Here is a 25313-nt window from a genome sequence, read left to right as displayed (position 1 = left end):
TTTCACCTTTAAGAAAGAAATAGACCGAAACGAAAAAATTCCTTTTTTAAAGAGATCTCGAAGCTCAGCAACACCAATAATCAATCGGCATTATCCTCCAAGAGCAGCTTTCAATGCCGCAAGTGCATCACCAACCTTATCCCCTTCAGGACCACCAGCCTGTGCCATATCGGGACGACCACCCCCACCTTTCCCACCAAGAACACCTGAAACAATACGCACCAAATCAACAGCATTCAGCTTGTCTGTCAAATCATCAGTAACGCCAATAGCAGCACTCCCCTTACCATCCTCTGAAACACCAATAAAAGCAACAACTCCAGATCCAATTTTCTTCTTTCCAGAATCCACTAACGCTTTAAGATCCCGCGGTAAAATATTTTTCACAACCTGTCCCATAAAGGAAACGCCATTGATGATGATAACATCTTCTTGACCACCTTGTATCATCTCACCGCTGAGCAGCATCTTCTTGCGTACATCATTCAACTCTTTTTCAAGCTTACGACGATCATCAAGTAAAACCTGTATCCGTTCTTCTATATCAGGAGGGGAAGTTTTTAAAAGACGAGCAATCTCATGCATACGCTCATCTTGGTGCCTAAGATAAAGGCGCGCAGCTGTACCTGTTAAAGCTTCGATACGACGAACTCCAGCTGCCACAGAACTTTCAGAAACAATATGAATTAAACCAATATCCCCTGTTCTCTTCACATGTGTCCCCCCACAAAGCTCAATTGACCAGTCTTTTTTAAATCCTTCCTGTTCAAGCTTGGTTCCCATAGAAACAACACGGACTTCATCACCATATTTTTCACCAAATAATGCCATTGCTCCTTCAGAAATGGCATCATCCACAAGCATAAGGCGTGTTGTTACCTCACTATTTTGCAAAACAATATCATTTGCTAAATCTTCTATTTTCTTCAATTCTTCTGAAGAAACAGATTTTGGATGAGAAAAATCAAAACGTAATCGGTCGGGTAAGACAAAAGAACCTCTTTGTGTCACATGCGATCCCAATGTTTGACGCAAAGCTTCGTGTAATAAATGGGTAGCGGAATGGTTTGCACGAATTTTCTTACGACGAATAGCATCAACGGCTAATTCTACACAATCAGATACCTTTGCTTGACCAGACTTCACCTCTCCAATATGAATAAAAATACCATCAGCTTTTTTCTGAGTATCATGCACCTCAAAAACAAAATTTTCACCGGAAATAATACCGCTATCACCGATCTGTCCACCAGATTCACCATAAAAAGGTGTTTGATTGGTGATAAGAATGGCTTTCTGCCCTACAGAAACATGATCAACAATTTCACCATCACAAATAAGAGCGGTAAGAATCCCTTCGGCTTTCTCTGTTTCATAACCTAAAAATTCCGTAGCACCTATTTTATCACAAATAGAAAACCAGATCTTTTCTGTTACAGTTTCCCCAGAACCAGACCAATGGGCACGCGCTTCTGCTTTCTGACGTTCCATCGCTTTATCAAAAGTCTCAACATCAACAGATATTCCACGACGTCGCAAAACATCCTGTGTTAAATCAAGCGGAAAACCATAAGTATCATAAAGCTTGAAGGCAACCTCACCATTAAAATGATCCCCTTCTTTGAGATCGCTACTTGCTTCATTCAACAAACCGAGTCCTCGTTCAAGAGTTTTACGAAACCGCGTTTCTTCTAACTTTAAAGTTTCTGAAATCAAAGATTCAGCCTGAACCAATTCAGGATAGGCTTGTCCCATTTCGCGAATTAAAGCAGGTAAAAGACGATATATCAATGGTTTTTGAGCACCAAGAAGATGTGCATGACGCATAGCACGGCGCATAATACGACGTAAAACATAGCCTCGCCCTTCATTAGAAGGAAGAACACCATCAGCAATCAAAAATGCTGACGAGCGAAGATGATCAGCGATCACACGATGGCTCGCCACAAAATCACCCGTTGCCTCAATCCCTGTTATTTCTTGGGATGCATTGATTAATGCACGAAAGAGATCAATATCATAATTATCATGAACACCCTGTAAAACAGCAGCAATACGCTCTAATCCCATGCCCGTATCAATAGAAGGATGAGGCAATTCAACACGTTCATCCTTGCTCACCTGCTCATACTGCATAAAGACGAGATTCCAAATCTCAATAAAGCGATCACCATTTTCTTCCAGACTTCCAGGAGGTCCGCCCCAGATTTTATCACCATGATCATAAAAAATCTCTGAACAAGGACCGCAAGGACCAACATCCCCCATTGCCCAAAAATTATCAGCTGTTGCAATACGAATAATTTTTTCATTTGGAAGTCCTGAAATTTTACGCCATAATTCAGCAGCAACATCATCACTCTGATAAACTGTTACCAATAATTTCTCTTTTGGAAGACAAAATTCCTTTGTTAAAAGCTTCCATGATAAAAAAATGGCTTCTTCTTTAAAATAATCACCAAAAGAAAAATTCCCTAACATTTCAAAAAAAGTATGATGGCGCGCCGTATAGCCAACATTATCGAGGTCATTATGTTTTCCACCCGCTCGGACACATTTTTGTGCCGTTGCGGCTTGTTTATAAGAACGCTGTTCAAGCCCAGTAAAAACATTTTTAAACTGCACCATCCCTGCATTTGTAAACATAAGTGTCGGATCATTACGTGGAACAAGTGGGCTAGAAGGAAGAATTGTATGTCCATTAATCCGAAAATAATCGAGAAAAGTTGAACGAATATTATTGACACTATTCATATTGATACCTGTAGAATACAGCGCAAAATCATAAAAACAAAATCCTTCTCGTTAAACATCCTCTTTGCTACACATGCAGAGTCAATTTAATCAAAAAGCAGAATTTTTTCAAAAAAAATCGAAAAATAAATGATTTTAATACTTCAAATTTTTAAATAAAAACAGAAAGATTTCATATGAATGAATTGCTATGGCAAAAGCACTCTCTCATATTGTTTCGTCGCCTTCTGTATTTTCTGACCCTGCATTTTCTAGCAGCTCAATCGCAATCAAACCAGCGTTTTGCCGCAAAGCGGCTTCAATTTCTGTAGCTACTTCGGCATGTTCACGCAAAAACTGCTTTGCATTCTCACGCCCCTGTCCTAAACGCTGAGAATTATAAGAAAACCATGCTCCAGATTTTTCCACAATGCCAACTTTAACACCCAAATCGATCAATTCACCTACTTTGGAAATGCCTTCACCATAAATGATGTCAAATTCAACCTGTTTAAATGGAGGTGCGAGTTTATTCTTCACCACTTTAACACGCGTCTGATTACCAACGATTGCATCTCTATCTTTAATGGATCCAATGCGACGAATATCTAAACGAACAGAAGCATAAAACTTTAAAGCATTTCCGCCTGTTGTCGTTTCAGGAGAACCAAACATCACACCAATTTTCATGCGAATTTGATTAATAAAGACAACCATACAGTTAGAGCGAAAAATTGCTGCTGTTAATTTTCGCAATGCTTTACTCATCAACCGTGCCTGCAATCCAGGTAAAGCATCACCCATTTCACCATCAATTTCCGCACGTGGTGTCAAAGCAGCGACGGAATCAACAACAAGCACATCAACAGCACCAGAACGAACCAATGTCTCTGTAATTTCCAATGCCTGCTCACCAGTATCTGGCTGAGAAATAAACAAATTTTCTAAATCAACACCAAGCTTACGCGCATAAATAGGATCAAGAGCATGCTCTGCGTCAATAAAAGCACAAACCCCACCAATTTTTTGTGCTTCAGCAATAGCATGAAGAGCTAATGTTGTTTTCCCAGAACTTTCTGGTCCATAAATCTCAACAATACGCCCCTTAGGCAACCCACCAACACCCAAAGCAATATCTAAGGAGAGTGAACCCGTTGGAATTGTCTCAATTTCAACGACCTGCTCTTTTTGCCCAAGACGCATAATAGAGCCTTTACCGAAAGAACGTTCAATTTGAGAGAGAGCTGCATCGAGAGCCTTTGCTTTATCCACGATAATATCCTTGATCGATTCACAATAACCTAATATTGAGTGTACACTGTTATTTTAGTTTAACTAAAGTCTTGAGTTTAGATTTTCACAGACTATTTCTATTTTTTTCCTCTCATTGCATCTTAAATACACCATTACTCTAAAATAAATAAGCAATACGCCTTCTCCTATAGCACTAATGTACTCCCCAAAACATCCCTCTAGAAAGGAAAAAACTAGTACAGTTATAGCGCTCCTCTAGAAAAGAAACAATGTAAATTTCAACACAAACTTCAAGATATCCCCCCTCATACTTCTTAAGACACACTTAAGAAACTCTCACTTTTAACCAGTTTCTCACGATTGATAAAAAAATTCATCACCAATCAAAATGAAACGACACCCCATACAACTGAAACCATAAAGATAAAACAATCAGACAATTAAAGTGAAATAAATATTTTTAATTTGCTTTTTAAGCGTATCTAAACTTAAAAAACAAAAGAGCCTCTTATTTCGCAATAATAACAATTGTTTACCACATGATTGAGACCATTAACGGAGGATGATAAATTACAATTGATGTAAAATAAGCTTAAAGCCAAGAAAAATGCTGTTTTAATAAAAGTTTCATTTTTGATTGGCTCGTTTTTTACGCAATTGCTTCCACCACGCAAGACGCTTGATAATCTCACGCTCGAAACCACGTTCTCGTGGTTGATAATAGATCTGACGCCCAAGTTTTTCAGGAAAATATTTCTGTCCTGAAAAAGCATCTGGCTCATCATGGTCATAACGATAACCATCTCCATACCCCTCTTCCTTCATAAATTTTGTAGGCGCATTAAGGATATGCTGTGGGGGAGGCAAAGAACCATTTTTACGTGCACAAGACATAGCAGCTTTATAGGCGAGATATGTTGCATTTGATTTTGGTGCAGTTGCAACATAAAGACACGCCTGAGCCAAAGCCAATTCTCCCTCAGGTGATCCTAAAAAATCATAAGCATCCTTTGCCGCATTACAAATAACAAGAGCTTGCGGATCTGCCAAACCAACATCTTCAACAGCCATACGAACCAATCTTCGTCCAATATAAAGAGGATCTTCTCCGGCATCAAACATACGTGCTAAATAATAAAGCGCAGCATCAGGATCAGATCCACGAACTGATTTATGCAATGCTGAAATAAGATTATAATGCCCCTCTCTTCCTTTATCATAAATGGGAGCACGACGTTGAATTATTTTTTGCAAAGAAACAGCATCAAAGATCTCTCCCAGTTGGGCAAGCCCCCAAACATCCTCTGCTAATGTTAATGCTGTCCGCGCATCACCATCAGACATCCCAATTAAAACATCTCTCGCATCATCATCTAAAGGAAGTAATTTTCCTTGCATTTCTTCAGCACGCTTCAAAAGCATGCGCAAGCTTTCATCATTATGTGGAAGAAATGTTAAAACACGGGCACGAGAAAGAAGGGCCGCATTAAGTTCAAAGGAAGGATTTTCCGTTGTTGCCCCGATAAGAATAAGAGTTCCATCCTCCATGACAGGAAGAAAACTATCCTGTTGCGCACGATTAAATCGATGAATTTCATCAACAAATAAAAGTGTTCGGTGCCCAGATATAAAACGTTTCTGAGCACTTTCAAAAATTTTTTTGAGTTCAGAAACGCCGGTAAAAATAGCAGAAACTTGCTCAAAGGCAAAGTCTGTTTCAGCGGCTATCAAGCGCGCAACCGTTGTTTTTCCTGTCCCTGGAGGCCCCCAGAAAATCATTGAACCAATGGAGCCTGTAGCTATCATACGTGAAAGTACACCCTCCTCTCCAACTAAATGATTTTGTCCCATCACATCATTGAGAGAGCGAGGACGCATTTTCTCTGCAAGCGGCCGATTTTTATTACTATGAAGATCAAAAGACGAAGTAAAAAAATCTTTATTCAAAAAAACCTCAACGAATAAATTGGCGAATATACATGCCATCACGTTCATATTCTAATTGCCAAACACGCGGGCGACCTTGCAATAGAATCTTTTTTAACTGACTCACTGTTTGAATTTTGTGGCCATTAACGACACGCAAAATATCTCCGGGGCGAAAAATCCCAGCAGCATTACTCATTTCATCAAGCTTGCTAATCACAACACCCCTTGCAGATATTGGAAGATGAAAACGTCGACTATTTTGCGGTGTTAAATCCAAAACCTCAGCACCAGAAAGAGGCCCCTCACCAATAATTTTTTCAGATTTTAAAAATGCCGATTCCGGCACTGAAGAAACGGTTATTTGCGTCTTTAACAACTTTCCATTTCGTAAATATTCTAAAACAAGGCTATGCCCAATACCAGCTGTCATCAAACGATATCCAAGACCATCTGGACTATCAATGCGCATCCCTTGTACACGCAAAACGACATCGCCTACTTTTAAACCAGCTTTAGCAGCAGGACTATCTTCGATAACCTCAGTAACAAGAGCACCATAAGGGCTTTCTAAACCTAAGCCACCCGCAATATCAGGTGTAACATTTTGAAAAGATGCACCAATATAGGGGGGCACAAAATATTTTCCACCACGTTTAACAGTATCAAGCATTACCTTTACAAGATTTGATGGAATAGCAAAACCAATCCCTACGGAACCACCTGAGCGCGAATAAATAGCCGTATTAATCCCAATGAGTTGCCCCTTCATATCAATTAAAGCGCCACCAGAATTTCCTGGATTAATGGCAGCATCTGTTTGAATAAAAAAGTCAAAATCAGAAATACCAACACGTGTACGTGCCTGCGCTGAAACAATACCACTTGTGACTGTTTGACCAACCCCAAAAGGATTACCAATCGCTAAAACAAGATCACCAACCTCAACTGCATCTGAATCTCCTAAAGGAAGAATAGGAAACTGAGCACCCTTTGCATCAATTTCAAGAACAGCAATATCTGTCTCCTCATCTCTTAACTTCACTTTACTTTCAAATTCACGTCCATCAGAAAGAGCAACTTTAATTTCATCTGCATCCTTAATAACGTGATAATTGGTAACAATCAAACCACGTGGATCAACAATCACACCCGACCCAAGAGATGATTGTCTCCGCAAGGGGCGGCTATTTTGGAAACGACCAAAAAATTGCTCAAAAAATGGATCACCTTCAAAAGGAGAACGCGCTCTGATTTGCCGCGCCGCATAAATATTCACAACAGACGGAGTCGTCCTTTTAACGAGAGGCGCAAATGAAAGAGTCATTTCTTTTTGTGTTTGCGGAATGTGAGCATACGCGCAATCAAAGGACATCAGTGTCATAATAACAAAAAAAAGCCCCACCAAAAGAGAATACCTCATAACCTACTCCTAAAAAAACACATCCACTTTTTAATATTAATAAGATAAGAAATCCTCTCATCCTCCATAAACAAACAGTTTTTATTAATATTTATAATGAAGGAAAAAACAACCATTTGAACGAAAATATTATAAAAATAAAGTAATTCAACATCTTATAATATTCTTATCATGTTTTAAGTAAAACTTCTTGAAAAATACGAATAAAAAACCGCCCTGAAAAGGCGGCTCTTTAAAACGCAGTCAAAAGGAATTACTTTAACTTCATGAAGAAGCTTCTTTTCCATTCGTAATATCTTCCGTACGGATACGATCTACCGCCCCCTTCGCATCAACATCACGATCAACAAACTCTATAACAGCCATGGGAGCATTATCACCGGTACGAAATCCCGCTTTCATAATCCGTAAATATCCACCATTGCGTGATGCATAACGCGGTGCAAGCGTATCAAACAGCTTTGCAACTTTCGCCGTATCACGAAGCGTTGCAATTGCTTGCCGACGCGCATGCAATCCCCCACGCTTACCGAGTGTAACGAGTTTTTCAACAATAGGGCGGATTTCCTTAGCTTTTGGTAGAGTCGTCACAATCTGCTCATGCTCAATCAATGAAACCGCCATATTAGCAAACATCGCTTTACGGTGACTGGCAGTCCGGTTCAACTTGCGACCTGACTTACTATGGCGCATGAATTATCTCCTTAAATTCTAAATTTTAATACTGATCTTCATAACGTTTAGCAAGATCATCAATGTTTTCAGGTGGCCACGCAGAAATTTCCATACCAAGATGCAATCCCATACATGCCAAAACTTCTTTAATTTCATTTAACGATTTTCGTCCAAAATTCGGCGTCCGAAGCATTTCGGCCTCTGTTTTTTGGATAAGATCACCAATATAGACAATATTATCATTCTTAAGACAGTTTGCCGACCGAACTGAAAGTTCTAATTCATCCACCTTTTTAAGAAGGGCAGGATTAAAGGAAAGCTCTGGATCAGGCTCTTCAACCTCTTGCTTTTGAGGCTCCTCAAAATTGACGAACAATGATAACTGATCCTGAAGAATACGTGCAGCAAAAGCAACAGCATCCTCACCATTTACAGCACCGTTTGTTTCAATCGTAAGCGTTAATTTATCATAATCCAAAACTTGACCTTCACGCGTATTTTCTACTTTATAGGATACTTTACGAATTGGTGAATAAAGACTGTCAACAGGAATAAGACCTATTCGCGCATCATCAGCACAATTACGATCAGATGGAACATACCCTTTTCCTGTATTAACAATAAACTCCATTCGAATCTCAGCATCTTCATCGAGCGTACAAATAACATGCTCTGGATTCAGAATTTCCATATCTCCAATAGTATTGATATCCCCAGCTTTTACAACACCAGGACCTTCCTTACAAATAACGACACGCTTAGGCCCTTCTTCTTCCATACGAAGTGCAATCTCTTTGATATTAAGAATAATATCTGTAACATCCTCACGAACGCCCGGAATGGACGAAAACTCGTGTAGCACACCATCAATCTGTACAGCAGTAATTGCGGCACCGCGCAGTGATGACAACAACACACGCCGAAGCGCATTTCCCAACGTTAAACCAAAACCACGTTCAAGAGGCTCTGCAATCACGCTCAAAACATTTGGATTATCATGTGCAGCAAACTCAACCTTATTGGGTTTAATCAGTTCCTGCCAGTTTTTCTGGATCATATTTTCATTCCCGTTCTTTAGTTCCGCTACCATTCAATCGTAACGACCAATGTGAACATCAGAGGATTCCCTGACAACAAAAAACAATACCCAATTAAACACGCCGTCTTTTTCGTGGACGACATCCATTATGAGGGATTGGTGTTACATCACGAATAGAAGTAATGATAAAACCAACAGATTGCAATGCACGCAAAGCAGACTCACGACCTGCCCCAGGACCACAAACTTCAACCTCTAACGAACGCATACCATGCTCCTGTGCTTTTCTAGCACAATCTTCCGCAGCGACTTGAGCAGCAAAGGGTGTTGATTTACGTGACCCCTTAAATCCCTGGGCACCAGCAGATGACCATGCAATTGTATTCCCCTGTGCATCCGTAATTGTAATCATTGTATTGTTAAATGTTGAATTGATATGAACAACACCCGATGAAATATTTTTACGTTCGCGACGACGAACACGCGTGGCTTCCTTGGCCATAATCTTCCTTTCAACGATCTCTCCACTGCCGTAACACCAGCAGCTCCACCTTCCTTGTTCTCATTAAAAATGAATAAACAAGAAACAAAACACTTTAAAAAACAAACCTTCTTTTCTAAAAAACTGTTATTTTTTCTTACCTGCGATTGCCTTAGCTGGTCCCTTACGCGTACGCGCATTTGTATGCGTACGTTGCCCCCGAACAGGTAAAGAACGACGATGGCGCAAACCACGATAACAACCAAGATCCATCAAACGTTTAACATTCATAGCAACTTCACGCCGAAGATCACCCTCAACTTGATAACCCTGATCTATCGCTTCACGGATTTGCAATACCTCTGCATCAGAAAGCTCATGAACACGACGCCCTATAGGAATACCAACTTTTTTAGTAATTTCTTGAGCAAATTTTGGTCCAATCCCATGAATATACTGAAGCGCAACAATGACACGCTTATTTGTCGGGATATTGACGCCAGCAATACGAGCCACGCCTACTCTCCTTGATTTATATTGACATTAGCTGTAAAATACCTGATGCACCTTACAGAAAAAGATGATCCGATACAAACACACACCGAATCTTAATATCTCACTGAAATAAATTAGACTTCTTTTGATAGATATTACAAAAAAAGTCAACACTTTTCATTTATTTCTAAAAAAAATGTTATTGAAGAAACTCCCTAATCACGCGTGAAACTTCATCAATACCGATCATCCCATCAATGACCTTCAACAATCCTCTTCCTGAATAAAATTTTGAGAGAGGAGCTGTTTTTTCACGATATTCGACCAATCGCTTCGCAAATGCGACAGAATTATCATCTAAACGGACCTGCTCACCAGCAGCTATAGTTTCCTCAACGCGCTTCTTCATTCTCTCAATCAGCGCATTCTCATCAACCTTCAATTCGATAACAGCATCAAGTCGCATATTTTTTGACTGTAAAATCCTTTGCAATGCTTCTGCCTGTCCTACAGTCCGAGGATATCCATCCAAAACAAAACCGTTTACACAATCACTTTCATCAATGCGATCTGATACAATTTGATTAACAATATCATCCGAAACCAAAGCACCAGAACGCATAATCGCTTTGGCCTTTTTTCCAACTTCTGTCTCCTTGGCAATTGCTTCACGCAACATATCACCTGTTGACAACTGAGGAATGTGATACTTCTCAGTCAATATTTTAGCCTGTGTGCCTTTTCCAGCCCCTGGAGGTCCTAAAAGAATAACTCTCATCGATTCCTTCTACCTCCACGAAGTTTTGATTTTTTAATCAAACCTTCATATTGATGGGCAACAAGATGCCCCTGAATTTGAGCAACTGTATCAAGCGTAACAGTAACAACAATCAACAAAGATGTTCCTCCAAGATAAAAAGGAACCTGTAACGCAGATATCATAAATTCAGGCAATAAACAGACCAAAATAATGTACACCGCTCCGACAACCGTAATACGTGTCAAAACATAATCAATATATTCAGCCGTACGCTCACCAGGACGAATTCCAGGAATAAAACCAGAATGTTTTTTTAACTGGTCTGCTGTATCACTTGGATTAAACACAATCGCCGTATAAAAAAAGCAAAAGAACCCCATCAAAAGTGCATAAACAACCATATAAAGCGGTTGTCCGTGACTAAGAGAATAAGAAATAGCCTGCATCCATTGAGGCATTTTATCAGAAAAATTATTAATAGTTGCAGGCAACAATAATAAAGATGAAGCAAAAATGGGGGGAATAACACCAGCAATATTCAATTTTAAAGGCAGATGTGACATATCGCCTTGAAAAATTTGATTACCAACCTGACGTTTTGGATATTGAATAAGAATTCGCCGTTGTGCACGTTCTACAAAAACAATAACTCCAATAACAGAAACCGCGATAAGAACAATTCCTATCAGCAAAAAAGTTGACAAATCAGCCTGACTATGAGCAGTCAACAATTGGGCAAAAGTAGAAGGGAGATTAGCAACAATACCTGTGAAAATAATAAGGGATACCCCATTACCAACACCACGTGAAGTAATCTGTTCACCAAGCCACATGAGAAACATCGTTCCACCAACAAGGGTAATAACAGAAGAAATACGAAACATAAGACCGGGTTCAACAACAATTTGGAGTCCTGTTCCTATGCCAGTTTCAAGCGCAACGGCAATACCAAATGCCTGCAAAATTGCCAAAACCACTGTTACATAACGCGTATACTGATTAATAATTTTACGGCCAAGTTCACCCTCTTTTTTGAGAGTTTCTAAGGAAGGAATCACTGAAGTTAATAACTGCACGATAATGGAAGCTGATATATATGGCATAATACCCAATGCGAAAATTGCCATACGCCCAACAGCACCTCCGGCAAACATATTAAACAATCCTAAGACACCAGATGCATGATGTTCAAATGTCTGTCGTAAAGAATCAATATTGATACCAGGAAGAGAGATATAAGTACCAAAGCGATAGACAAGAAGCGCTGCTAAAGTAAACCAAATGCGCTTTTTCAATTCGATTGCACGCGCAAAAGTACCAAAGCTCACATTGGAAGCAAACTGCTCTGCCGCTGATGCCATAAAACGTCTCCCATTTACACTCCAGTTCTCTAAATCACAGAAGTATAACCCTTAAAATTTACATTGTCATACATAAAAAATGCAAAACTTAAAAACTCTCCCTAAAAGGCCCCTTCAATAAAGCACCTAAATTTCCCTAGAGCATCTTTCACATCAAAACGAGCTTACTGGAACAACCTCAGGAAAAACAACTTGCCCACCAGCTTTTTCAACCTTAACACAAGCGGCCTTAGAAGCACCGGAAACATGAACTATAATTTTTGCTTTCAATTCACCATCAGAAAGAAGGCGTACCCCATCCTTGACCCGACGGATAATACCAGCTTCTTTCAAAGAAACAATATCAATAGGCTTCTCAACATTCAGCTTACCTGCATCAACTGCCAACTGAATACGTGCTAGAGAAACCTCATTATACGTTTTAGCAAAGAAATTTCTGAAACCACGCTTTGGCAAACGCCGATAAATAGGCATTTGCCCACCTTCAAAACCATTAAGCGAAACACCAGAACGTGATTTTTGCCCTTTTACACCACGACCGCCTGTTTTGCCGGTACCAGAACCAATACCACGTCCAACACGTTTACGATCTCTTGTTGCGCCTTCACGATCACGCAGCTCATTGAGTCTCATATCTTTTACTCCCGCAACCTTTAACCTTCATCTATAACACGAACAAGATGGCTAACCTTAGCAATCATCCCCCGCACACAAAGGGTATCTTCTAAAACACGCCGACGGTGCATTTTATTTAATCCTAGTCCCTTCAAGGTTGCACGCTGAATCTGTGAATTCCGAATTGGACTTCCAATTTGTTCTATCGTCACAGTTTTACCACTCTGAGATTTTTTCTGAACCATTTCCACATTCCTTTTCTGATAATCTCAGAAACTACCCTTCCGCATCAACTAAATGACGACGCCGTGCCTGTAAAGTCGAATATTTGATACCACGTTGCGCCGCAATATCTCTAGGATGCATTTGATTTTTCAACGCATCAAATGTTGCACGTACCATATTATATGGATTCGACGAACCGAGTGATTTTGCAACAACATCCTGCATACCAAGCGTTTCAAAAATAGCGCGTATTGGTCCACCAGCGATAATACCAGTACCAGCAGAAGCCGAACGTAACAAAACACGACCTGCCCCATGACGTCCCTCAAGATCATGATGCAATGTACGTCCAGACCGTAATGGAACATAAATCATTCCACGCTTTGCTGCTTCTGTAGCTTTACGAACAGCCTCTGGCACTTCACGTGCTTTACCATGACCAAAACCAACACGACCTTTTTGATCTCCAACAACAACAAGAGCAGCAAAACCAAAACGGCGTCCACCCTTCACAACTTTAGCAACACGATTGATATGAACAAGTCTATCGACAAATTCACTTTCACGCTCATCACGCTCTTTCTGTGCCATTCCTCATTCCTTTTTCTTTTCCGGAAGCACTATAACAAAGTTCTCCTTTAATACTAGAAGAACCCATATGAAATACCTTAAAATCTTCTTACTTCAGTTTTTAAATAAAACACTTTAGAAGTTCAACCCACACTCACGAGCAGCTTCAGCCAAAGCTTTCACTCTACCATGATACACATACGCTCCACGGTCAAAAACCACTTCATTAACACCGGCTTCTTTTGCACGCTCCGCAATTAATTTACCAACAGCAAAAGCTGCCTCTTTATCACCACCACTTTTTAATGACTTTTTTAATTCACCTTCAAGGGTAGATGCCGAAACAAGGGTATGCCCACGAGAATCATCAATAATTTGAGCATAAATGTTCTGATTCGAACGATAAACACTAAGGCGTGGACGACCACTAGAAACCATTTTGACTTTACGACGAACACGTCGTGCACGACGCTGGATAATGTCCTTAGAAGAAACCATAATACAAAATCCTTATTTCTTTTTACCTTCTTTACGAAAGATACGCTCATCAGCATGCTTGACGCCTTTACCTTTGTAAGGCTCAGGTCTACGATATTCGCGAATTTCTGCTGCAACTTGCCCAACCTGCTGTTTATCAATCCCAGAAATAACAATTTCTGTAGGTTTAGGAACCGTCACAGTAATCCCTGATGGCACTTTATAAATCACATCGTGGGAAAAACCTAACGACAGCTGAATATCTTTTCCCTGTAAAGCCGCACGATAACCAACCCCATTGATTTCCAACCTCTTTTCAAAACCATCTTTCACACCACAAAAAATATTTTCAATCATTGAGCGTGACATTCCCCATTTAGAGCGTGCATCTTTTGATTGATCCCGCGGTGAAACCATTATAAAGTTTTCCTCAAATTTCACGAGAACTTCATCATTAACAACATAACTCAGCTCACCTTTTGGACCCTTTGCCTTAACCAACTGTCCTTCAACAGTTGCGGTAACTCCAGAAGGAATTGAAATGGGTTTTTTTCCAATACGAGACATTATTCTCACCTACTTTTTTCTGTTTTCTTAACATTACTTAGAAAACACGACAAAGGAGTTCTCCACCAACATTCTGTTCACGTGCTTCATGATCTGCCATAACGCCTTTAGGAGTGGATAAAATTGAAATACCAAGACCATTTGCCACTTGAGGAATGGATTTAGCAGAAACATAGACACGACGACCCGGCTTTGAAACACGTGAAACCTCACGAATAGCAGCCAATCCTTCAAAATATTTCAACTCGATTTCAATTTCAGCTTTTCCACCACCTAAATCGACTTGCTTATAACCACGAATATAACCTTCAGACTGAAGAACATCAAGAACGTGTGCACGAAGCTTAGAAGCAGGTGTAACCACTTTGTTTTTTTTACGACCAAGCGCATTACGAATACGCGTTAACATATCACCAAGAGGATCTGACATAGACATTGAGTAATCTCCTCTTACCAACTAGATTTAACAATGCCTGGAATATGGCCTATAGAGCCAAGTTCACGCAATGCAATTCGCGACATTTTTAGTTTACGATAATAAGCCCGTGGACGTCCCGAAACCTCACAACGATTACGAACACGAACCTTTGCAGAATTACGTGGCAACCCTGCTAATTGAACAGAAGCTTTGAAACGCTCTTCAAGAGAAACCTTCTGATCCATAACGATTGCTTTCAAACGCGCACGACGTGCAGCATAACGTTTCACCATTGCTTCACGACGCTTATTTTTTTCAACAGCACTTACTTTGGCCATAATCCTACCTCGCTACATTTGCCGTTACGAACGAAAAGGAAAATTAAAAGCACGCAACAATTCACGTGCCTCATCATCCGTTTTTGCTGTCGTACAAACGATAATATCCATGCCCCAAATTTGATCAACTTTATCATAATTGATCTCTGGAAACACAATGTGTTCTTTAATACCCATAGCAAAATTACCACGACCATCAAAGCTTTTTGGGTTCAAACCACGAAAGTCACGAACCCGTGGAAGTGCAATCGTAACAAGACGATCTAAAAATTCAAACATGCGATCTTTACGCAATGTAACTTTAGCCCCAAGTGGCATCCCTTCACGAACCTTAAAGGTCGCAATGGAATTACGTGCGCGGGTAACAACAGCCTTCTGACCTGTTATCAACCCCAAATCCCCTGCAGCAATAGACGGTTTTTTAGAATCGGCAGTTGCTTCACCAATTCCCATATTAACCACAATTTTATCAACCCGCGGAATTTGCATCGCATTCTTATAATTAAACTTTTCTTGCAACGCTTTACGAACCACTTCAAAATAATGCGTTTTCATGCGTGGTGTTTGTTTTTCTTCAGCCATTAATCAACTCTCCCGAACGCTTGGCAAAACGAACCTTATTACCATCTGCATTCATACGAAAACCTACACGTGTAGGCCTACCATCTTTAGGATCAGCAATCGCCAAATTAGATAGATGAATTGGAGCTTCCTTAGAAATAATTCCAGCCTCTTGTTTTTGTGTCTGACGTTGATGACGTTTAACCATATTAACGCCACGAACAACAGCCTTATTTTCTTTTGGATTCACCTTAATTACTTCACCACTACATCCTTTATCCTTACCGGATAAAACAACGACTTTATCACCTTTTCGAATCTTTTGCATAACAACCACTCCTTAGAGCACTTCAGGAGCGAGGGAAATGATCTTCATATGATTCCTACCACGAAGTTCGCGAGGAACGGGTCCAAAGATACGTGTACCGATCGGCTCTTTCTTATTATCAACCAAAACAGCAGCATTACTATCAAAACGAATAACACTACCGTCTACGCGACGAATATCTTTAGCAGTGCGAACCACTACAGCTTTCATCACATCACCTTTTTTAACACGGCCACGAGGAATAGCATCCTTAACCGAAACAACAATAATGTCACCGACCGAAGCATATTTACGCTTTGAACCGCCTAACACTTTGATGCACATGACACGACGAGCACCTGAATTATCGGCAACGTCGAGGTTTGTTTGCATCTGAATCATGACTGGCCACCTTCTCTTAACACTGATATCCGGTTATGCCTCTAACACACCCGGATTTACCTGCCAAATAACCATAAAGCTATTACTCAAAAACCATCAATAGAAAGAAATCTACCGTTAACTTTTATAACAATAAACCTCATTAACTACGCTACACTGCTTTTAAGAACAACCCAACACTTATCTTTCGAAATTGGTTTAGACTCTTGGATAAAAATCTGATCTCCAATTTTAAATTGGTTATCCTCATCATGTGCCTTATATTTCTTAGACTTTCTAACAGTCTTCTTAAGAAGCGGATGAGAATAGCGCCGCTCTACTTTAACAACCACAGTTTTATCACTCTTGTCGCTTACGACAACACCCTGCAAAATGCGTTTAGGCATCTCTTATTTCCTCAAACCTTACTTTCGTTTATCTTCTGACGAAGAAAAGTTTTAACACGCGCGATATCACGACGAACCTGCCTAACACGTGCAGTCTTTTCCAATTGACCCGTTGCTTTCTGAAAGCGCAAATTAAACTGCTCTTTCTTCAACTTAACCAATTCATCTTTCATTTGGTCGAGCGTTTGCGCCCGTAACTCTGTGGCTCTCATCGCTTTACCTCTTTATTCAGCAATACGCTGTATGAAACGCGTTTTAATAGGTAACTTTGCAGCACCCAATCTTAATGCTTCACGCGCCACATCCTCAGGAACCCCATCAAGTTCAAACATGATACGCCCAGGTGCAACACGAGTCGCCCAATAATCAACACTTCCCTTACCTTTACCCATACGGACCTCAGTCGGTTTAGATGTCACGGGAAGATCTGGAAAAATACGAATCCACACACGACCAGAACGCTTCATATAACGTGTAATGGCACGACGCGCCGCTTCAATTTGGCGGGCAGTAATCCTCTCAGGCTCTACAGCCTTCAGTCCGTAAGCACCGAAATTCAAATCCGTACCACCTTTTGAAACACCGTGAATACGGCCCTTAAATTGTTTACGGAACTTTGTGCGCTTTGGCTGCAACATTGCTCTCTACTCCAAATTTTAGTTTAATCACAAAAACTAAGCATTTTCGCGACGACGATTCGATGAAGAACCAGAATGATCTGCTTCTGTAGCACGACGTTCTGAAGCCATCGGGTCATGTTCAAGGATCTCACCTTTAAAGACCCAAACTTTAACACCACAAATACCATAAGCGGTCTTAGCTTCTGCTGTACCGTAATCAACATCAGAACGCAAGGTATGAAGCGGAACACGACCTTCACGATACCACTCCATACGAGCAATTTCAGCACCACCAAGACGACCAGAACAGTTGATACGAATTCCTTCTGCTCCAAGACGCATAGCGGATTGAACAGCACGCTTCATCGCACGCCGAAAAGCAACACGACGTTCTAACTGCTGAGCAATTGATTGTGCAATAATCGTAGCATCAATTTCCGGCTTACGAATTTCCACGATATTCAATGAAGTCTCAGCATTTGTCATTTCCGAAAGCTTACGACGAAGCTTCTCGATATCAGCACCTTTTTTACCAATAATCAGACCAGGACGCGCTGAATGAATCGTTACACGACATTTTTTATGGGGACGTTCAATAACAACCTTAGAAATAGCCGCCTGCTTTAACTCTTCAAGCACATATGAACGAATCGCCAAATCCTCATGAAGAAGACGTCCATATTCACCACTATCAGCATACCAACGGGAATCCCAAGTCCGATTAACTCCAAGACGAAGTCCGATTGGATTGATCTTCTGACCCATTATGCGGCCTCCACTTTTTCGGTAACTTCACGAACAATAATAGTAAGATGCGAAAATGGACGTTCAATTCGACTAGCACGTCCACGACCACGAACATGAAAACGTTTCATCACTATCGACTTACCAACATAAGCTTCCGCAACAATAAGCGAATCAATATCAAGATCGTGGTTATTTTCTGCATTTGCAATCGCTGATTCAAGAGTTTTTTTCACAGTTTCAGCAATACGTTTACGTGAAAACGTCAAATCAGCAAGCGCTACACTAACTTTTTTACCACGAATCATTGCAGCGACCAAATTAAGTTTCTGCGGACTAACACGAATTGTTCGAGTAACCGCTTTTGCTTCGTTATCCTTAAGCTGGCGCGGAACTTTAGCTTTTCCCATCCCTATTTCCTCTTCGCTTTCTTATCTGCACCATGCCCATAATAAGTCCTAGTGGGAGCAAACTCACCAAACTTATGCCCTACCATCTCTTCAGAAACAGAAACAGGGATATGCTTATTACCGTTGTAAACACCAAAAGTTAAACCAACAAATTGCGGTAAAATAGTAGAGCGACGACTCCATATTTTAATAACTTCATTGCGGCCACTTGCACGAACCTTTTCTGCTTTTCCAAGAAGATAGCCGTCAACAAACGGACCTTTCCAAACTGAACGAACCACTTCAGACTACCTTTCTCATTTCTTGCGCTGATGACGCGTGCGCATAATAAACTTATCAGTGGCTTTATTGGAGCGCGTACGCTTACCTTTTGTAGGTTTACCCCAAGGAGACACTGGATGACGCCCCCCTGATGTACGACCCTCACCACCACCATGTGGATGATCAACTGGATTCATAGCAACACCACGAACATGTGGACGCTTACCACGCCAACGTGACCGTCCTGCCTTACCATCATTAATATTGCCATGATCAGGGTTTGAAACTGCACCAACAGTTGCAAAGCAACGACCAGATACCAAACGCTGTTCTCCAGAATTAAGACGAAGAATAGCCATCCCTTGATCACGTCCAACCAACTGCGCATAAGTGCCAGCTGAACGGGCAATTTGACCACCTTTCCCCGGTTTCATTTCAACATTATGAATAATCGTACCAACCGGCATATTCCCAAGAGGCATCGCATTGCCTGGTTTTACATCGACATTTGAACCGGCTATAATAAAATCACCAATACCAAGACGCTGTGGCGCAAGTATATAACTTAACTGGCCGTCTTCATAACGGATCAATGCAATAAAAGCAGTCCGATTTGGATCATATTCCAAACGTTCAACTTTCGCACTAACATCACGTTTGAGACGCTTGAAATCAACAAACCGATAGCTGCGTTTATGCCCACCACCCTGAAAACGAGCAGTAACACGACCACGATTATTGCGCCCACCTTTTGACGACAGCCCTTCTGTTAACGTCTTCTCAGGCTTACCTTTATAAAGAGAAGAGCGCTCGACAATAACAAGTTGACGCTGTCCAGGTGTCGTTGGATTAAAATGCTTAAGTGCCATTATCTTATCTCCGAACCCCTTTAAAGGCCTGTTGAAACGTCGATAGACTGACCACTAGCCAGCGTTACGATCGCTTTTTTGACATCATTTTGCCGACCAACAATGCCTTTGAAACGCTTTACCTTGCCCTTACGAACTATCGTATTGACTGCTTTAACTTTAACGCTAAAAAGCGCTTCAACAGCCGCTTTAATTTCAGGCTTTGTTGCTTTCGGTGCAACATTAAAAGCAACTTGATTATATTCAGAAATCATAGTCGACTTTTCAGTAATAACTGGGCTAACAATTATATCATAATGGCGAAGGTCTGTCATTTAAAACGCTCCTCAAGAGCCTCTACAGCTGCTCTTGATAAAACAAGTTTGCTGCGACGCAAGATATCATAAACATTAATCCCCTGAATTGGTAAAACATCAATATTAGGAATATTAGATGCGGCACGAGAAAAATGAACATCAATTTCTTTGCCACCCACTAAAAGAGCATTATCAAAACCGAGCTTAGAAAAACGAGAAACAAGCCCCTTCGTTTTCGCATCCTTAACACTCAAATCATCAACAACAATTAAATCATTTGCTTTTAATTTTGCCGACAAAGCAAGACGTACTCCAAGCGCACGAACCTTTTTGGGAAGATCATACGCATGGCTACGAAATACAGGACCATGCGCCTTACCACCACCTCGAAACTGTGGTGCACGAGCAGACGAGTGGCGAGCACGCCCTGTTCCTTTTTGTTTAAACATCTTTGCTCCTGTACGCGACACATCAGACCGTCCTTGCGATTGATGCGTCCCCTGTTGACGACGAGCAAGTTGCCAACGAACAACACGTTGCAAAATATCTTCACGTGGAACAAGACCAAAAATACCTTCAGAAACCTTTAGTTTACCAGCTTCATTCCCATCAAGGGTTTTAATTACAAGATCCATTACTCGGCTCCCTCAATTCCAGAGGTTTCCATCACTGGAGCAACCATTTCCGTTTTTTCTTTCTCAAGACGGCGAATACCAGCGGGTTTAGGTGCATTATCAGGAAGACGTTTCTTTATAGCATCGCGTACTAAAATCCAAGCACCTTTAGAGCCAGAAACAGCACCACGGACCAAAATCAAACCACGCTCAATATCTGTAGAAACAACCTCAATATTTTGCGTCGTCACACGAACATGCCCCATATGACCAGCCATTTTTTTACCTTTAAACACCTTTCCCGGATCTTGACATTGCCCTGTCGATCCATGGGCACGATGTGTGATTGAATTACCATGGGATGCACGATGCCCACCAAAATTATGCCGCTTCATAACACCAGCAAAACCTTTACCAATACTCGTACCGGTCACATCAACGCGCTGACCTGGAACAAAATGTTCCACGGTAATCTCAGTACCGACATCAAGAAGATTGTCGGGACTTACACGAAACTCCGCTATTTTTGCTTTTGGCTCAACAGAAGCTCTAGCAAAATGCCCACGAAGAGCTTGCGAAGTATTTTTAACTTTAGCAAAGCCTACACCTAGTTGAACAGCAGTATAACCATTCTTTTCAATTGTACGCTGAGCAATAACCTGACAATTCTCCAAACGAAGCACTGTTACCGGCACGTGCTCACCAGCTTCATTATAAATTCGGGTCATGCCCAGCTTCTGTGCTATTACACCTGAACGCATCGGGTCTGTTCCTTCTGTCCTCAAACCTCAGAGCTTAATCTCTACATCCACACCAGCAGAAAGATCGAGCTTCATAAGCGCATCCACTGTTTGTGGTGTTGGATCAACAATATCAAGAAGACGTTTATGTGTGCGCATTTCAAACTGCTCACGACTCTTCTTATCAATGTGCGGTCCACGATTCACTGTGAACTTCTCAATCCGCGTTGGAAGCGGAATAGGACCACGGACATTTGCACCAGTACGCTTAGCAGTCGACACAATTTCACGTGTCGATGTATCAAGAATCCTGTGATCAAATGCTTTCAAGCGAATGCGGATATTTTGACTGTTCATGCTCTCTTATTTCCCTGTCATGTAAAACGCCTCTTAATAACAAGGCGTTTTTTTTAACAACCACTCTTTACTCAATGATCTTAGAAACGATACCAGCACCAACAGTACGACCGCCTTCACGAATAGCAAAACGAAGTTTCTCTTCCATCGCAATGGGAACAATCAAAGAAACATCCATCGCAACATTGTCACCAGGCATAACCATCTCTGTTCCTTCTGGAAGCGTCACTATCCCCGTAACATCCGTCGTACGGAAGTAAAATTGCGGACGATAATTCGTGAAAAATGGAGTATGACGACCACCTTCATCTTTCGTCAAAATATAAGCCTCTGCTTTAAAACGCGTATGCGGTGTAACTGAACCAGGTTTTGCCAAAACCTGACCACGTTCAATCCCTTCTCGATCAACACCACGAAGCAGTGCACCAATATTATCACCTGCTTGTCCTTGATCCAAAAGCTTACGGAACATTTCAACACCTGTAACCGTCGTCTTAGACGTAGGACGAATCCCTATTATTTCGATTTCTTCTCCAACCTTAATAACACCACGCTCAACACGACCAGTAACAACCGTACCACGACCTGAAATCGAAAAAACATCCTCAATTGGCATCAAAAATGGCTGATCAACAGGACGCTCTGGTGTAGGGATATAATTATCAACTTCGCTCATCAAAAGACGAACCGCATCTTCACCAATGCTTTTATCTTTATCTTCAAGGGCAGCCAACGCAGAACCTTTCACAATTGGGATCTCATCTCCTGGAAAATCATATTTTGATAACAGCTCACGGACTTCAAGTTCAACAAGCTCCAAAAGCTCAGCGTCATCAACTTGATCAACCTTATTTAGAAAAACCACAATTGCTGGAACACCAACTTGGCGCGCAAGAAGAATATGTTCACGTGTCTGAGGCATAGGACCATCAGCAGCAGAAACAACCAAAATCGCTCCATCCATCTGTGCCGCTCCCGTGATCATGTTTTTCACATAATCTGCGTGACCAGGACAATCAACGTGCGCATAGTGCCTTTTCTCTGTTTCATACTCAACATGTGCTGTAGAAATGGTAATTCCACGGGCACGCTCCTCTGGTGCTGCATCAATTTGGTCATATGCTTTAAATTCACCAAAATATTTTGTAATTGCTGCTGTCAATGACGTCTTCCCATGGTCAACGTGACCAATCGTACCAATATTAACATGCGGCTTCGTACGTTCAAATTTGCTCTTTGCCATTTGAGCTCTCCATTTTCTGTCCAAATAAGGACTAAGTTAAAAATTAATGACGTAATAAAATTATGCGTATTTCTTTTGAATCTCCAAAGCAACAGCCGAAGGAACGGGCTCGTAATGATCAAACTGCATCGTATACTGTGCACGTCCCTGACTCATCGAACGAAGAGTATTCACATAACCAAACATATTAGCCAAAGGAACCATTGCATTTACAACCGTGGCAATACCACGCGCCTCAGTTCCTGAAATCTGACCACGACGAGAGTTTAGATCCCCAATAACATCACCAACATAATCTTCCGGAGTGACAACCTCCACCTTCATAATTGGTTCAAGAAGCTGTGCACCAGCCTTCTTTGCTCCATCACGAAAAGCAGCACGAGCAGCAATCTCAAAAGCCAAAACGGAAGAATCAACATCGTGATAACCACCATCAATCAAAGTCGCTTTTACACCAAGCATAGGGAATCCTGCAAGAGGTCCCGACCCCATAACACTCTCAATCCCCTTTTGAACACCTGGAATATATTCCTTAGGAACGGCTCCACCAACAATCTTTGATTCAAAAATAAAATCATCACCTTCATGAGGCTCAAAAATAATTTTTACACGAGCAAATTGCCCAGCACCACCAGATTGCTTCTTATGCGTATAATCAATTTCTGCCATTTTGGTAATTGATTCACGATAAGCAACTTGAGGCTGCCCAATATTTGCCTCAACTTTAAACTCACGCCGCATACGATCAACAATAATATCAAGATGAAGTTCACCCATTCCAGCTATAATAGTCTGCCCAGATTCCTCATCAGATTTCACTCGAAATGAAGGATCTTCAGCCGCCAAACGATTGAGCGCTATACCCATTTTCTCTTGATCTGCTTTTGTTTTTGGCTCAATCGCAATCTCAATAACAGGCTCTGGAAAATCCATCCGCTCTAAAATAATAGGCTTTAAAGGATCACAAAGAGTATCACCAGTCGTTGTTTCCTTAAGCCCTGCAAGAGCAACAATATCGCCAGCAAAAGCTTCTTCAATATCCTCACGAGAATTCGAGTGCATCTGAAGCATACGCCCTAAACGTTCCTTCTTTCTCTTCACTGTATTTTCAAGAGAAACACCTTTTTGCACTTTACCGGAATAAATACGACAAAAAGTTAATGAGCCAACAAATGGGTCATTCATAATCTTAAAAGCAAGCATAGAAAGGGGAGCATCATCCGAAGATTCGCGTGTTGCCTCAGCCTCAGTCTTCACATCGACACCACTAATCGCAGGAACATCAACCGGAGAAGGAAGATAAGAAACAACAGCATCTAACAGTGGCTGAACACCCTTGTTTTTAAAGGCCGTACCACACAAAACCGGATGAAACTGAACTTCTATTGTTCCCTTACGAATAAGAGCAACAAGCTCTTCATTGGTTGGCATAACACCTTCCAAATAAGCCTCCGTTGCAGCTTCATCAACCTCAACTGCCATCTCAATTAATTTCTCGCGATACTCTTCCGCTTTCTCTCTTAAATCAGACGGAATTTCACCAACAACCGCCGAAGCACCAATGGAACCATCCCACTTCAACGCCTGCATTTCAACGAGATCAACAACACCTTCGAAATCATTTTCAGCACCAATTGGCAACTGCAAAACAAGCGCCTTAGCCCCCAACCGCGAACCAACCATTTCTACACTACGATAGAAATCAGCACCTATCTTATCCATTTTATTAACAAAAACCATGCGTGGCACACGATATTTCTCAGCCTGTCTCCAAACAGTTTCCGTTTGAGGCTCCACACCAGCATTTGCGTCCAACAACGCTATCGCACCATCAAGAACACGCAAAGAACGCTCAACCTCGATGGTAAAATCAACGTGCCCTGGCGTATCAATGATATTAAAGCGCCGCTTCCTACCATCACGTCCTTCCCAAAAGGTTGTTGTCGCAGCAGATGTAATGGTGATACCACGCTCTTGTTCCTGCTCCATCCAATCCATCGTAGAAGCACCATCATGGGTTTCACCAATTTTATGATTTTTCCCCGTGTAAAACAAAATACGCTCAGTCATCGTAGTCTTACCGGCATCAATATGCGCCATGATACCAAAATTACGATAGTCTTCAATTTTATATTCGCGAGCCATT

Annotated in this window: 33 protein-coding genes; all 33 read right to left on the bottom strand. The window is 41.2% G+C overall.

Annotation, left to right across the window (positions count from 1 at the left end; translation table 11 throughout):
- Positions 1-90 precede the first annotated feature (90 nt).
- The 33 genes from alaS to fusA all read right to left on the bottom strand — a co-directional run bounded on the left by alaS (position 91) and on the right by fusA (position 25312).
- Positions 91-2754: an alanine--tRNA ligase gene (alaS, locus tag LNM86_RS04970; RefSeq protein WP_241438673.1), complete on the bottom strand. Its 2664-nt coding sequence runs from the start codon at positions 2752-2754 to the stop codon at positions 91-93.
- Positions 2755-2961: 207 nt separating this feature from the next.
- The gene (gene recA / locus LNM86_RS04965; protein ID WP_241438672.1) at positions 2962-4005 is read right to left on the bottom strand and encodes a recombinase RecA; all 1044 of its coding nucleotides are present in this window, start codon (positions 4003-4005) and stop codon (positions 2962-2964) included.
- Between the two features lie 609 nt (positions 4006-4614).
- Complete coding sequence (locus tag LNM86_RS04960; RefSeq protein WP_241438671.1) at positions 4615-5934, bottom strand: replication-associated recombination protein A; 1320 nt, start codon at positions 5932-5934, stop codon at positions 4615-4617.
- Between the two features lie 7 nt (positions 5935-5941).
- Complete coding sequence (locus tag LNM86_RS04955) at positions 5942-7336, bottom strand: DegQ family serine endoprotease (protein WP_241438670.1); 1395 nt, start codon at positions 7334-7336, stop codon at positions 5942-5944.
- Positions 7337-7600: 264 nt separating this feature from the next.
- Positions 7601-8029, bottom strand: a complete 429-nt coding sequence (gene rplQ / locus LNM86_RS04950; RefSeq protein WP_241438669.1) for a 50S ribosomal protein L17 — start codon at positions 8027-8029, stop codon at positions 7601-7603.
- Between the two features lie 25 nt (positions 8030-8054).
- Positions 8055-9068, bottom strand: a complete 1014-nt coding sequence (locus LNM86_RS04945) for a DNA-directed RNA polymerase subunit alpha (protein WP_241438668.1) — start codon at positions 9066-9068, stop codon at positions 8055-8057.
- A gap of 94 nt (positions 9069-9162) precedes the next feature.
- Positions 9163-9552: a 30S ribosomal protein S11 gene (rpsK, locus tag LNM86_RS04940; RefSeq protein WP_241438667.1), complete on the bottom strand. Its 390-nt coding sequence runs from the start codon at positions 9550-9552 to the stop codon at positions 9163-9165.
- Positions 9553-9678: 126 nt separating this feature from the next.
- Positions 9679-10047 (bottom strand): 30S ribosomal protein S13, encoded by a 369-nt coding sequence (rpsM, locus tag LNM86_RS04935; protein ID WP_241438666.1) that lies wholly within the window; start codon positions 10045-10047, stop codon positions 9679-9681.
- Positions 10048-10225: 178 nt separating this feature from the next.
- On the bottom strand, positions 10226-10804 hold the full coding sequence (locus LNM86_RS04930; RefSeq protein WP_241438665.1) for an adenylate kinase: 579 nt from the start codon (positions 10802-10804) through the stop codon (positions 10226-10228).
- Positions 10801-12147, bottom strand: coding sequence for a preprotein translocase subunit SecY (gene secY, locus LNM86_RS04925; protein WP_241438664.1), 1347 nt, complete (start codon positions 12145-12147; stop codon positions 10801-10803). The genes LNM86_RS04930 and secY overlap by 4 nt, the downstream gene beginning before the upstream one ends.
- Before the next feature lie 153 nt (positions 12148-12300).
- Positions 12301-12780, bottom strand: a complete 480-nt coding sequence (gene rplO / locus LNM86_RS04920) for a 50S ribosomal protein L15 (RefSeq protein ID WP_241438663.1) — start codon at positions 12778-12780, stop codon at positions 12301-12303.
- A gap of 20 nt (positions 12781-12800) precedes the next feature.
- The gene (gene rpmD / locus LNM86_RS04915) at positions 12801-13007 is read right to left on the bottom strand and encodes a 50S ribosomal protein L30 (protein WP_241438662.1); all 207 of its coding nucleotides are present in this window, start codon (positions 13005-13007) and stop codon (positions 12801-12803) included.
- A gap of 31 nt (positions 13008-13038) precedes the next feature.
- A complete protein-coding gene (gene rpsE / locus LNM86_RS04910) occupies positions 13039-13578 on the bottom strand; it encodes a 30S ribosomal protein S5 (RefSeq protein ID WP_241438661.1) in 540 nt (179 codons plus the stop codon).
- Positions 13579-13692: 114 nt separating this feature from the next.
- Entirely contained in the window at positions 13693-14055 is a 363-nt protein-coding gene (gene rplR / locus LNM86_RS04905; protein ID WP_241438660.1) for a 50S ribosomal protein L18, read from the bottom strand.
- Between the two features lie 12 nt (positions 14056-14067).
- Entirely contained in the window at positions 14068-14601 is a 534-nt protein-coding gene (gene rplF / locus LNM86_RS04900; protein ID WP_241438659.1) for a 50S ribosomal protein L6, read from the bottom strand.
- Between the two features lie 37 nt (positions 14602-14638).
- Positions 14639-15037 (bottom strand): 30S ribosomal protein S8, encoded by a 399-nt coding sequence (gene rpsH / locus LNM86_RS04895; protein WP_241438658.1) that lies wholly within the window; start codon positions 15035-15037, stop codon positions 14639-14641.
- A 14-nt stretch (positions 15038-15051) separates the two neighbouring features.
- Positions 15052-15357, bottom strand: a complete 306-nt coding sequence (gene rpsN / locus LNM86_RS04890; RefSeq protein WP_241438657.1) for a 30S ribosomal protein S14 — start codon at positions 15355-15357, stop codon at positions 15052-15054.
- A 24-nt stretch (positions 15358-15381) separates the two neighbouring features.
- A complete protein-coding gene (gene rplE / locus LNM86_RS04885) occupies positions 15382-15939 on the bottom strand; it encodes a 50S ribosomal protein L5 (RefSeq protein ID WP_241438656.1) in 558 nt (185 codons plus the stop codon).
- The gene (gene rplX / locus LNM86_RS04880) at positions 15932-16246 is read right to left on the bottom strand and encodes a 50S ribosomal protein L24 (RefSeq protein ID WP_241438655.1); all 315 of its coding nucleotides are present in this window, start codon (positions 16244-16246) and stop codon (positions 15932-15934) included. Before rplX ends, rplE begins: the two co-directional genes overlap by 8 nt.
- Positions 16247-16258: 12 nt before the next feature.
- Positions 16259-16627: a 50S ribosomal protein L14 gene (gene rplN, locus LNM86_RS04875; RefSeq protein ID WP_241438654.1), complete on the bottom strand. Its 369-nt coding sequence runs from the start codon at positions 16625-16627 to the stop codon at positions 16259-16261.
- 146 nt (positions 16628-16773) lie between these two features.
- Entirely contained in the window at positions 16774-17013 is a 240-nt protein-coding gene (gene rpsQ / locus LNM86_RS04870) for a 30S ribosomal protein S17 (RefSeq protein WP_241438653.1), read from the bottom strand.
- Positions 17014-17024: 11 nt separating this feature from the next.
- A complete protein-coding gene (gene rpmC, locus LNM86_RS04865; RefSeq protein WP_241438650.1) occupies positions 17025-17225 on the bottom strand; it encodes a 50S ribosomal protein L29 in 201 nt (66 codons plus the stop codon).
- Positions 17226-17237: 12 nt separating this feature from the next.
- Complete coding sequence (gene rplP, locus LNM86_RS04860; protein ID WP_004859191.1) at positions 17238-17651, bottom strand: 50S ribosomal protein L16; 414 nt, start codon at positions 17649-17651, stop codon at positions 17238-17240.
- A gap of 36 nt (positions 17652-17687) precedes the next feature.
- Positions 17688-18398, bottom strand: coding sequence for a 30S ribosomal protein S3 (rpsC, locus tag LNM86_RS04855; RefSeq protein WP_241438649.1), 711 nt, complete (start codon positions 18396-18398; stop codon positions 17688-17690).
- Positions 18398-18787, bottom strand: coding sequence for a 50S ribosomal protein L22 (gene rplV / locus LNM86_RS04850; protein ID WP_241438648.1), 390 nt, complete (start codon positions 18785-18787; stop codon positions 18398-18400). Before rplV ends, rpsC begins: the two co-directional genes overlap by 1 nt.
- A 2-nt stretch (positions 18788-18789) precedes the next feature.
- Positions 18790-19068, bottom strand: coding sequence for a 30S ribosomal protein S19 (gene rpsS / locus LNM86_RS04845; RefSeq protein WP_004855734.1), 279 nt, complete (start codon positions 19066-19068; stop codon positions 18790-18792).
- 15 nt (positions 19069-19083) lie between these two features.
- Complete coding sequence (rplB, locus tag LNM86_RS04840) at positions 19084-19917, bottom strand: 50S ribosomal protein L2 (protein ID WP_241438647.1); 834 nt, start codon at positions 19915-19917, stop codon at positions 19084-19086.
- Between the two features lie 20 nt (positions 19918-19937).
- The gene (locus tag LNM86_RS04835; protein ID WP_241438646.1) at positions 19938-20231 is read right to left on the bottom strand and encodes a 50S ribosomal protein L23; all 294 of its coding nucleotides are present in this window, start codon (positions 20229-20231) and stop codon (positions 19938-19940) included.
- Positions 20228-20848, bottom strand: coding sequence for a 50S ribosomal protein L4 (rplD, locus tag LNM86_RS04830; RefSeq protein WP_241438645.1), 621 nt, complete (start codon positions 20846-20848; stop codon positions 20228-20230). The genes LNM86_RS04835 and rplD overlap by 4 nt, the downstream gene beginning before the upstream one ends.
- Positions 20848-21588, bottom strand: coding sequence for a 50S ribosomal protein L3 (rplC, locus tag LNM86_RS04825; protein ID WP_241438644.1), 741 nt, complete (start codon positions 21586-21588; stop codon positions 20848-20850). Before rplC ends, rplD begins: the two co-directional genes overlap by 1 nt.
- Positions 21589-21615: 27 nt before the next feature.
- Positions 21616-21924, bottom strand: a complete 309-nt coding sequence (rpsJ, locus tag LNM86_RS04820; RefSeq protein ID WP_005773267.1) for a 30S ribosomal protein S10 — start codon at positions 21922-21924, stop codon at positions 21616-21618.
- Between the two features lie 67 nt (positions 21925-21991).
- Positions 21992-23167 carry an elongation factor Tu gene (gene tuf / locus LNM86_RS04815; protein ID WP_144756285.1) on the bottom strand — a complete coding sequence of 392 codons (1176 nt, stop codon included), beginning with the start codon at positions 23165-23167 and terminating at the stop codon, positions 21992-21994.
- 60 nt (positions 23168-23227) lie between these two features.
- A complete protein-coding gene (gene fusA, locus LNM86_RS04810) occupies positions 23228-25312 on the bottom strand; it encodes an elongation factor G (protein WP_241438643.1) in 2085 nt (694 codons plus the stop codon).
- Between the last annotated feature and the right edge of the window lies 1 nt (position 25313).

The sequence above is a fragment of the Bartonella machadoae genome (assembly GCF_022559585.1).
GTDB lineage: Bacteria > Pseudomonadota > Alphaproteobacteria > Rhizobiales > Rhizobiaceae > Bartonella > Bartonella machadoae.
The sequence above is the reverse complement of the archived record's forward strand: the minus strand, read 5'-3'. Positions and strand labels throughout refer to the sequence as shown.

What these genes read in the sequence shown, in the direction of transcription:
- alaS (WP_241438673.1), bottom strand. Translation starts at nt 2,754, where the DNA reads ATGAATAGTGTCAATAATATTCGTTCAACTTTTCTCGATTATTTTCGG.
- LNM86_RS04955 (WP_241438670.1), bottom strand. Translation starts at nt 7,336, where the DNA reads ATGAGGTATTCTCTTTTGGTGGGGCTTTTTTTTGTTATTATGACACTG.
- rplQ (WP_241438669.1), bottom strand. Translation starts at nt 8,029, where the DNA reads ATGCGCCATAGTAAGTCAGGTCGCAAGTTGAACCGGACTGCCAGTCAC.
- LNM86_RS04945 (WP_241438668.1), bottom strand. Translation starts at nt 9,068, where the DNA reads ATGATCCAGAAAAACTGGCAGGAACTGATTAAACCCAATAAGGTTGAG.
- rpsK (WP_241438667.1), bottom strand. Translation starts at nt 9,552, where the DNA reads ATGGCCAAGGAAGCCACGCGTGTTCGTCGTCGCGAACGTAAAAATATT.
- LNM86_RS04930 (WP_241438665.1), bottom strand. Translation starts at nt 10,804, where the DNA reads ATGAGAGTTATTCTTTTAGGACCTCCAGGGGCTGGAAAAGGCACACAG.
- secY (WP_241438664.1), bottom strand. Translation starts at nt 12,147, where the DNA reads ATGGCATCAGCGGCAGAGCAGTTTGCTTCCAATGTGAGCTTTGGTACT.
- rplO (WP_241438663.1), bottom strand. Translation starts at nt 12,780, where the DNA reads ATGAGACTCAATGAGCTGCGTGATCGTGAAGGCGCAACAAGAGATCGT.
- rpmD (WP_241438662.1), bottom strand. Translation starts at nt 13,007, where the DNA reads ATGGTTCAGAAAAAATCTCAGAGTGGTAAAACTGTGACGATAGAACAA.
- rpsE (WP_241438661.1), bottom strand. Translation starts at nt 13,578, where the DNA reads ATGGCACAGAAAGAGCGTGATGAGCGTGAAAGTGAATTTGTCGATAGA.
- rplR (WP_241438660.1), bottom strand. Translation starts at nt 14,055, where the DNA reads ATGGTTTCTTCTAAGGACATTATCCAGCGTCGTGCACGACGTGTTCGT.
- rplF (WP_241438659.1), bottom strand. Translation starts at nt 14,601, where the DNA reads ATGTCTCGTATTGGAAAAAAACCCATTTCAATTCCTTCTGGAGTTACC.
- rpsH (WP_241438658.1), bottom strand. Translation starts at nt 15,037, where the DNA reads ATGTCTATGTCAGATCCTCTTGGTGATATGTTAACGCGTATTCGTAAT.
- rpsN (WP_241438657.1), bottom strand. Translation starts at nt 15,357, where the DNA reads ATGGCCAAAGTAAGTGCTGTTGAAAAAAATAAGCGTCGTGAAGCAATG.
- rplE (WP_241438656.1), bottom strand. Translation starts at nt 15,939, where the DNA reads ATGGCTGAAGAAAAACAAACACCACGCATGAAAACGCATTATTTTGAA.
- rplX (WP_241438655.1), bottom strand. Translation starts at nt 16,246, where the DNA reads ATGCAAAAGATTCGAAAAGGTGATAAAGTCGTTGTTTTATCCGGTAAG.
- rplN (WP_241438654.1), bottom strand. Translation starts at nt 16,627, where the DNA reads ATGATTCAGATGCAAACAAACCTCGACGTTGCCGATAATTCAGGTGCT.
- rpsQ (WP_241438653.1), bottom strand. Translation starts at nt 17,013, where the DNA reads ATGCCTAAACGCATTTTGCAGGGTGTTGTCGTAAGCGACAAGAGTGAT.
- rpmC (WP_241438650.1), bottom strand. Translation starts at nt 17,225, where the DNA reads ATGAGAGCCACAGAGTTACGGGCGCAAACGCTCGACCAAATGAAAGAT.
- rplP (WP_004859191.1), bottom strand. Translation starts at nt 17,651, where the DNA reads ATGTTGCAGCCAAAGCGCACAAAGTTCCGTAAACAATTTAAGGGCCGT.
- rpsC (WP_241438649.1), bottom strand. Translation starts at nt 18,398, where the DNA reads ATGGGTCAGAAGATCAATCCAATCGGACTTCGTCTTGGAGTTAATCGG.
- rplV (WP_241438648.1), bottom strand. Translation starts at nt 18,787, where the DNA reads ATGGGAAAAGCTAAAGTTCCGCGCCAGCTTAAGGATAACGAAGCAAAA.
- rplB (WP_241438647.1), bottom strand. Translation starts at nt 19,917, where the DNA reads ATGGCACTTAAGCATTTTAATCCAACGACACCTGGACAGCGTCAACTT.
- LNM86_RS04835 (WP_241438646.1), bottom strand. Translation starts at nt 20,231, where the DNA reads ATGACAGACCTTCGCCATTATGATATAATTGTTAGCCCAGTTATTACT.
- rplD (WP_241438645.1), bottom strand. Translation starts at nt 20,848, where the DNA reads ATGGATCTTGTAATTAAAACCCTTGATGGGAATGAAGCTGGTAAACTA.
- rplC (WP_241438644.1), bottom strand. Translation starts at nt 21,588, where the DNA reads ATGCGTTCAGGTGTAATAGCACAGAAGCTGGGCATGACCCGAATTTAT.
- rpsJ (WP_005773267.1), bottom strand. Translation starts at nt 21,924, where the DNA reads ATGAACAGTCAAAATATCCGCATTCGCTTGAAAGCATTTGATCACAGG.
- tuf (WP_144756285.1), bottom strand. Translation starts at nt 23,167, where the DNA reads ATGGCAAAGAGCAAATTTGAACGTACGAAGCCGCATGTTAATATTGGT.
- fusA (WP_241438643.1), bottom strand. Translation starts at nt 25,312, where the DNA reads ATGGCTCGCGAATATAAAATTGAAGACTATCGTAATTTTGGTATCATG.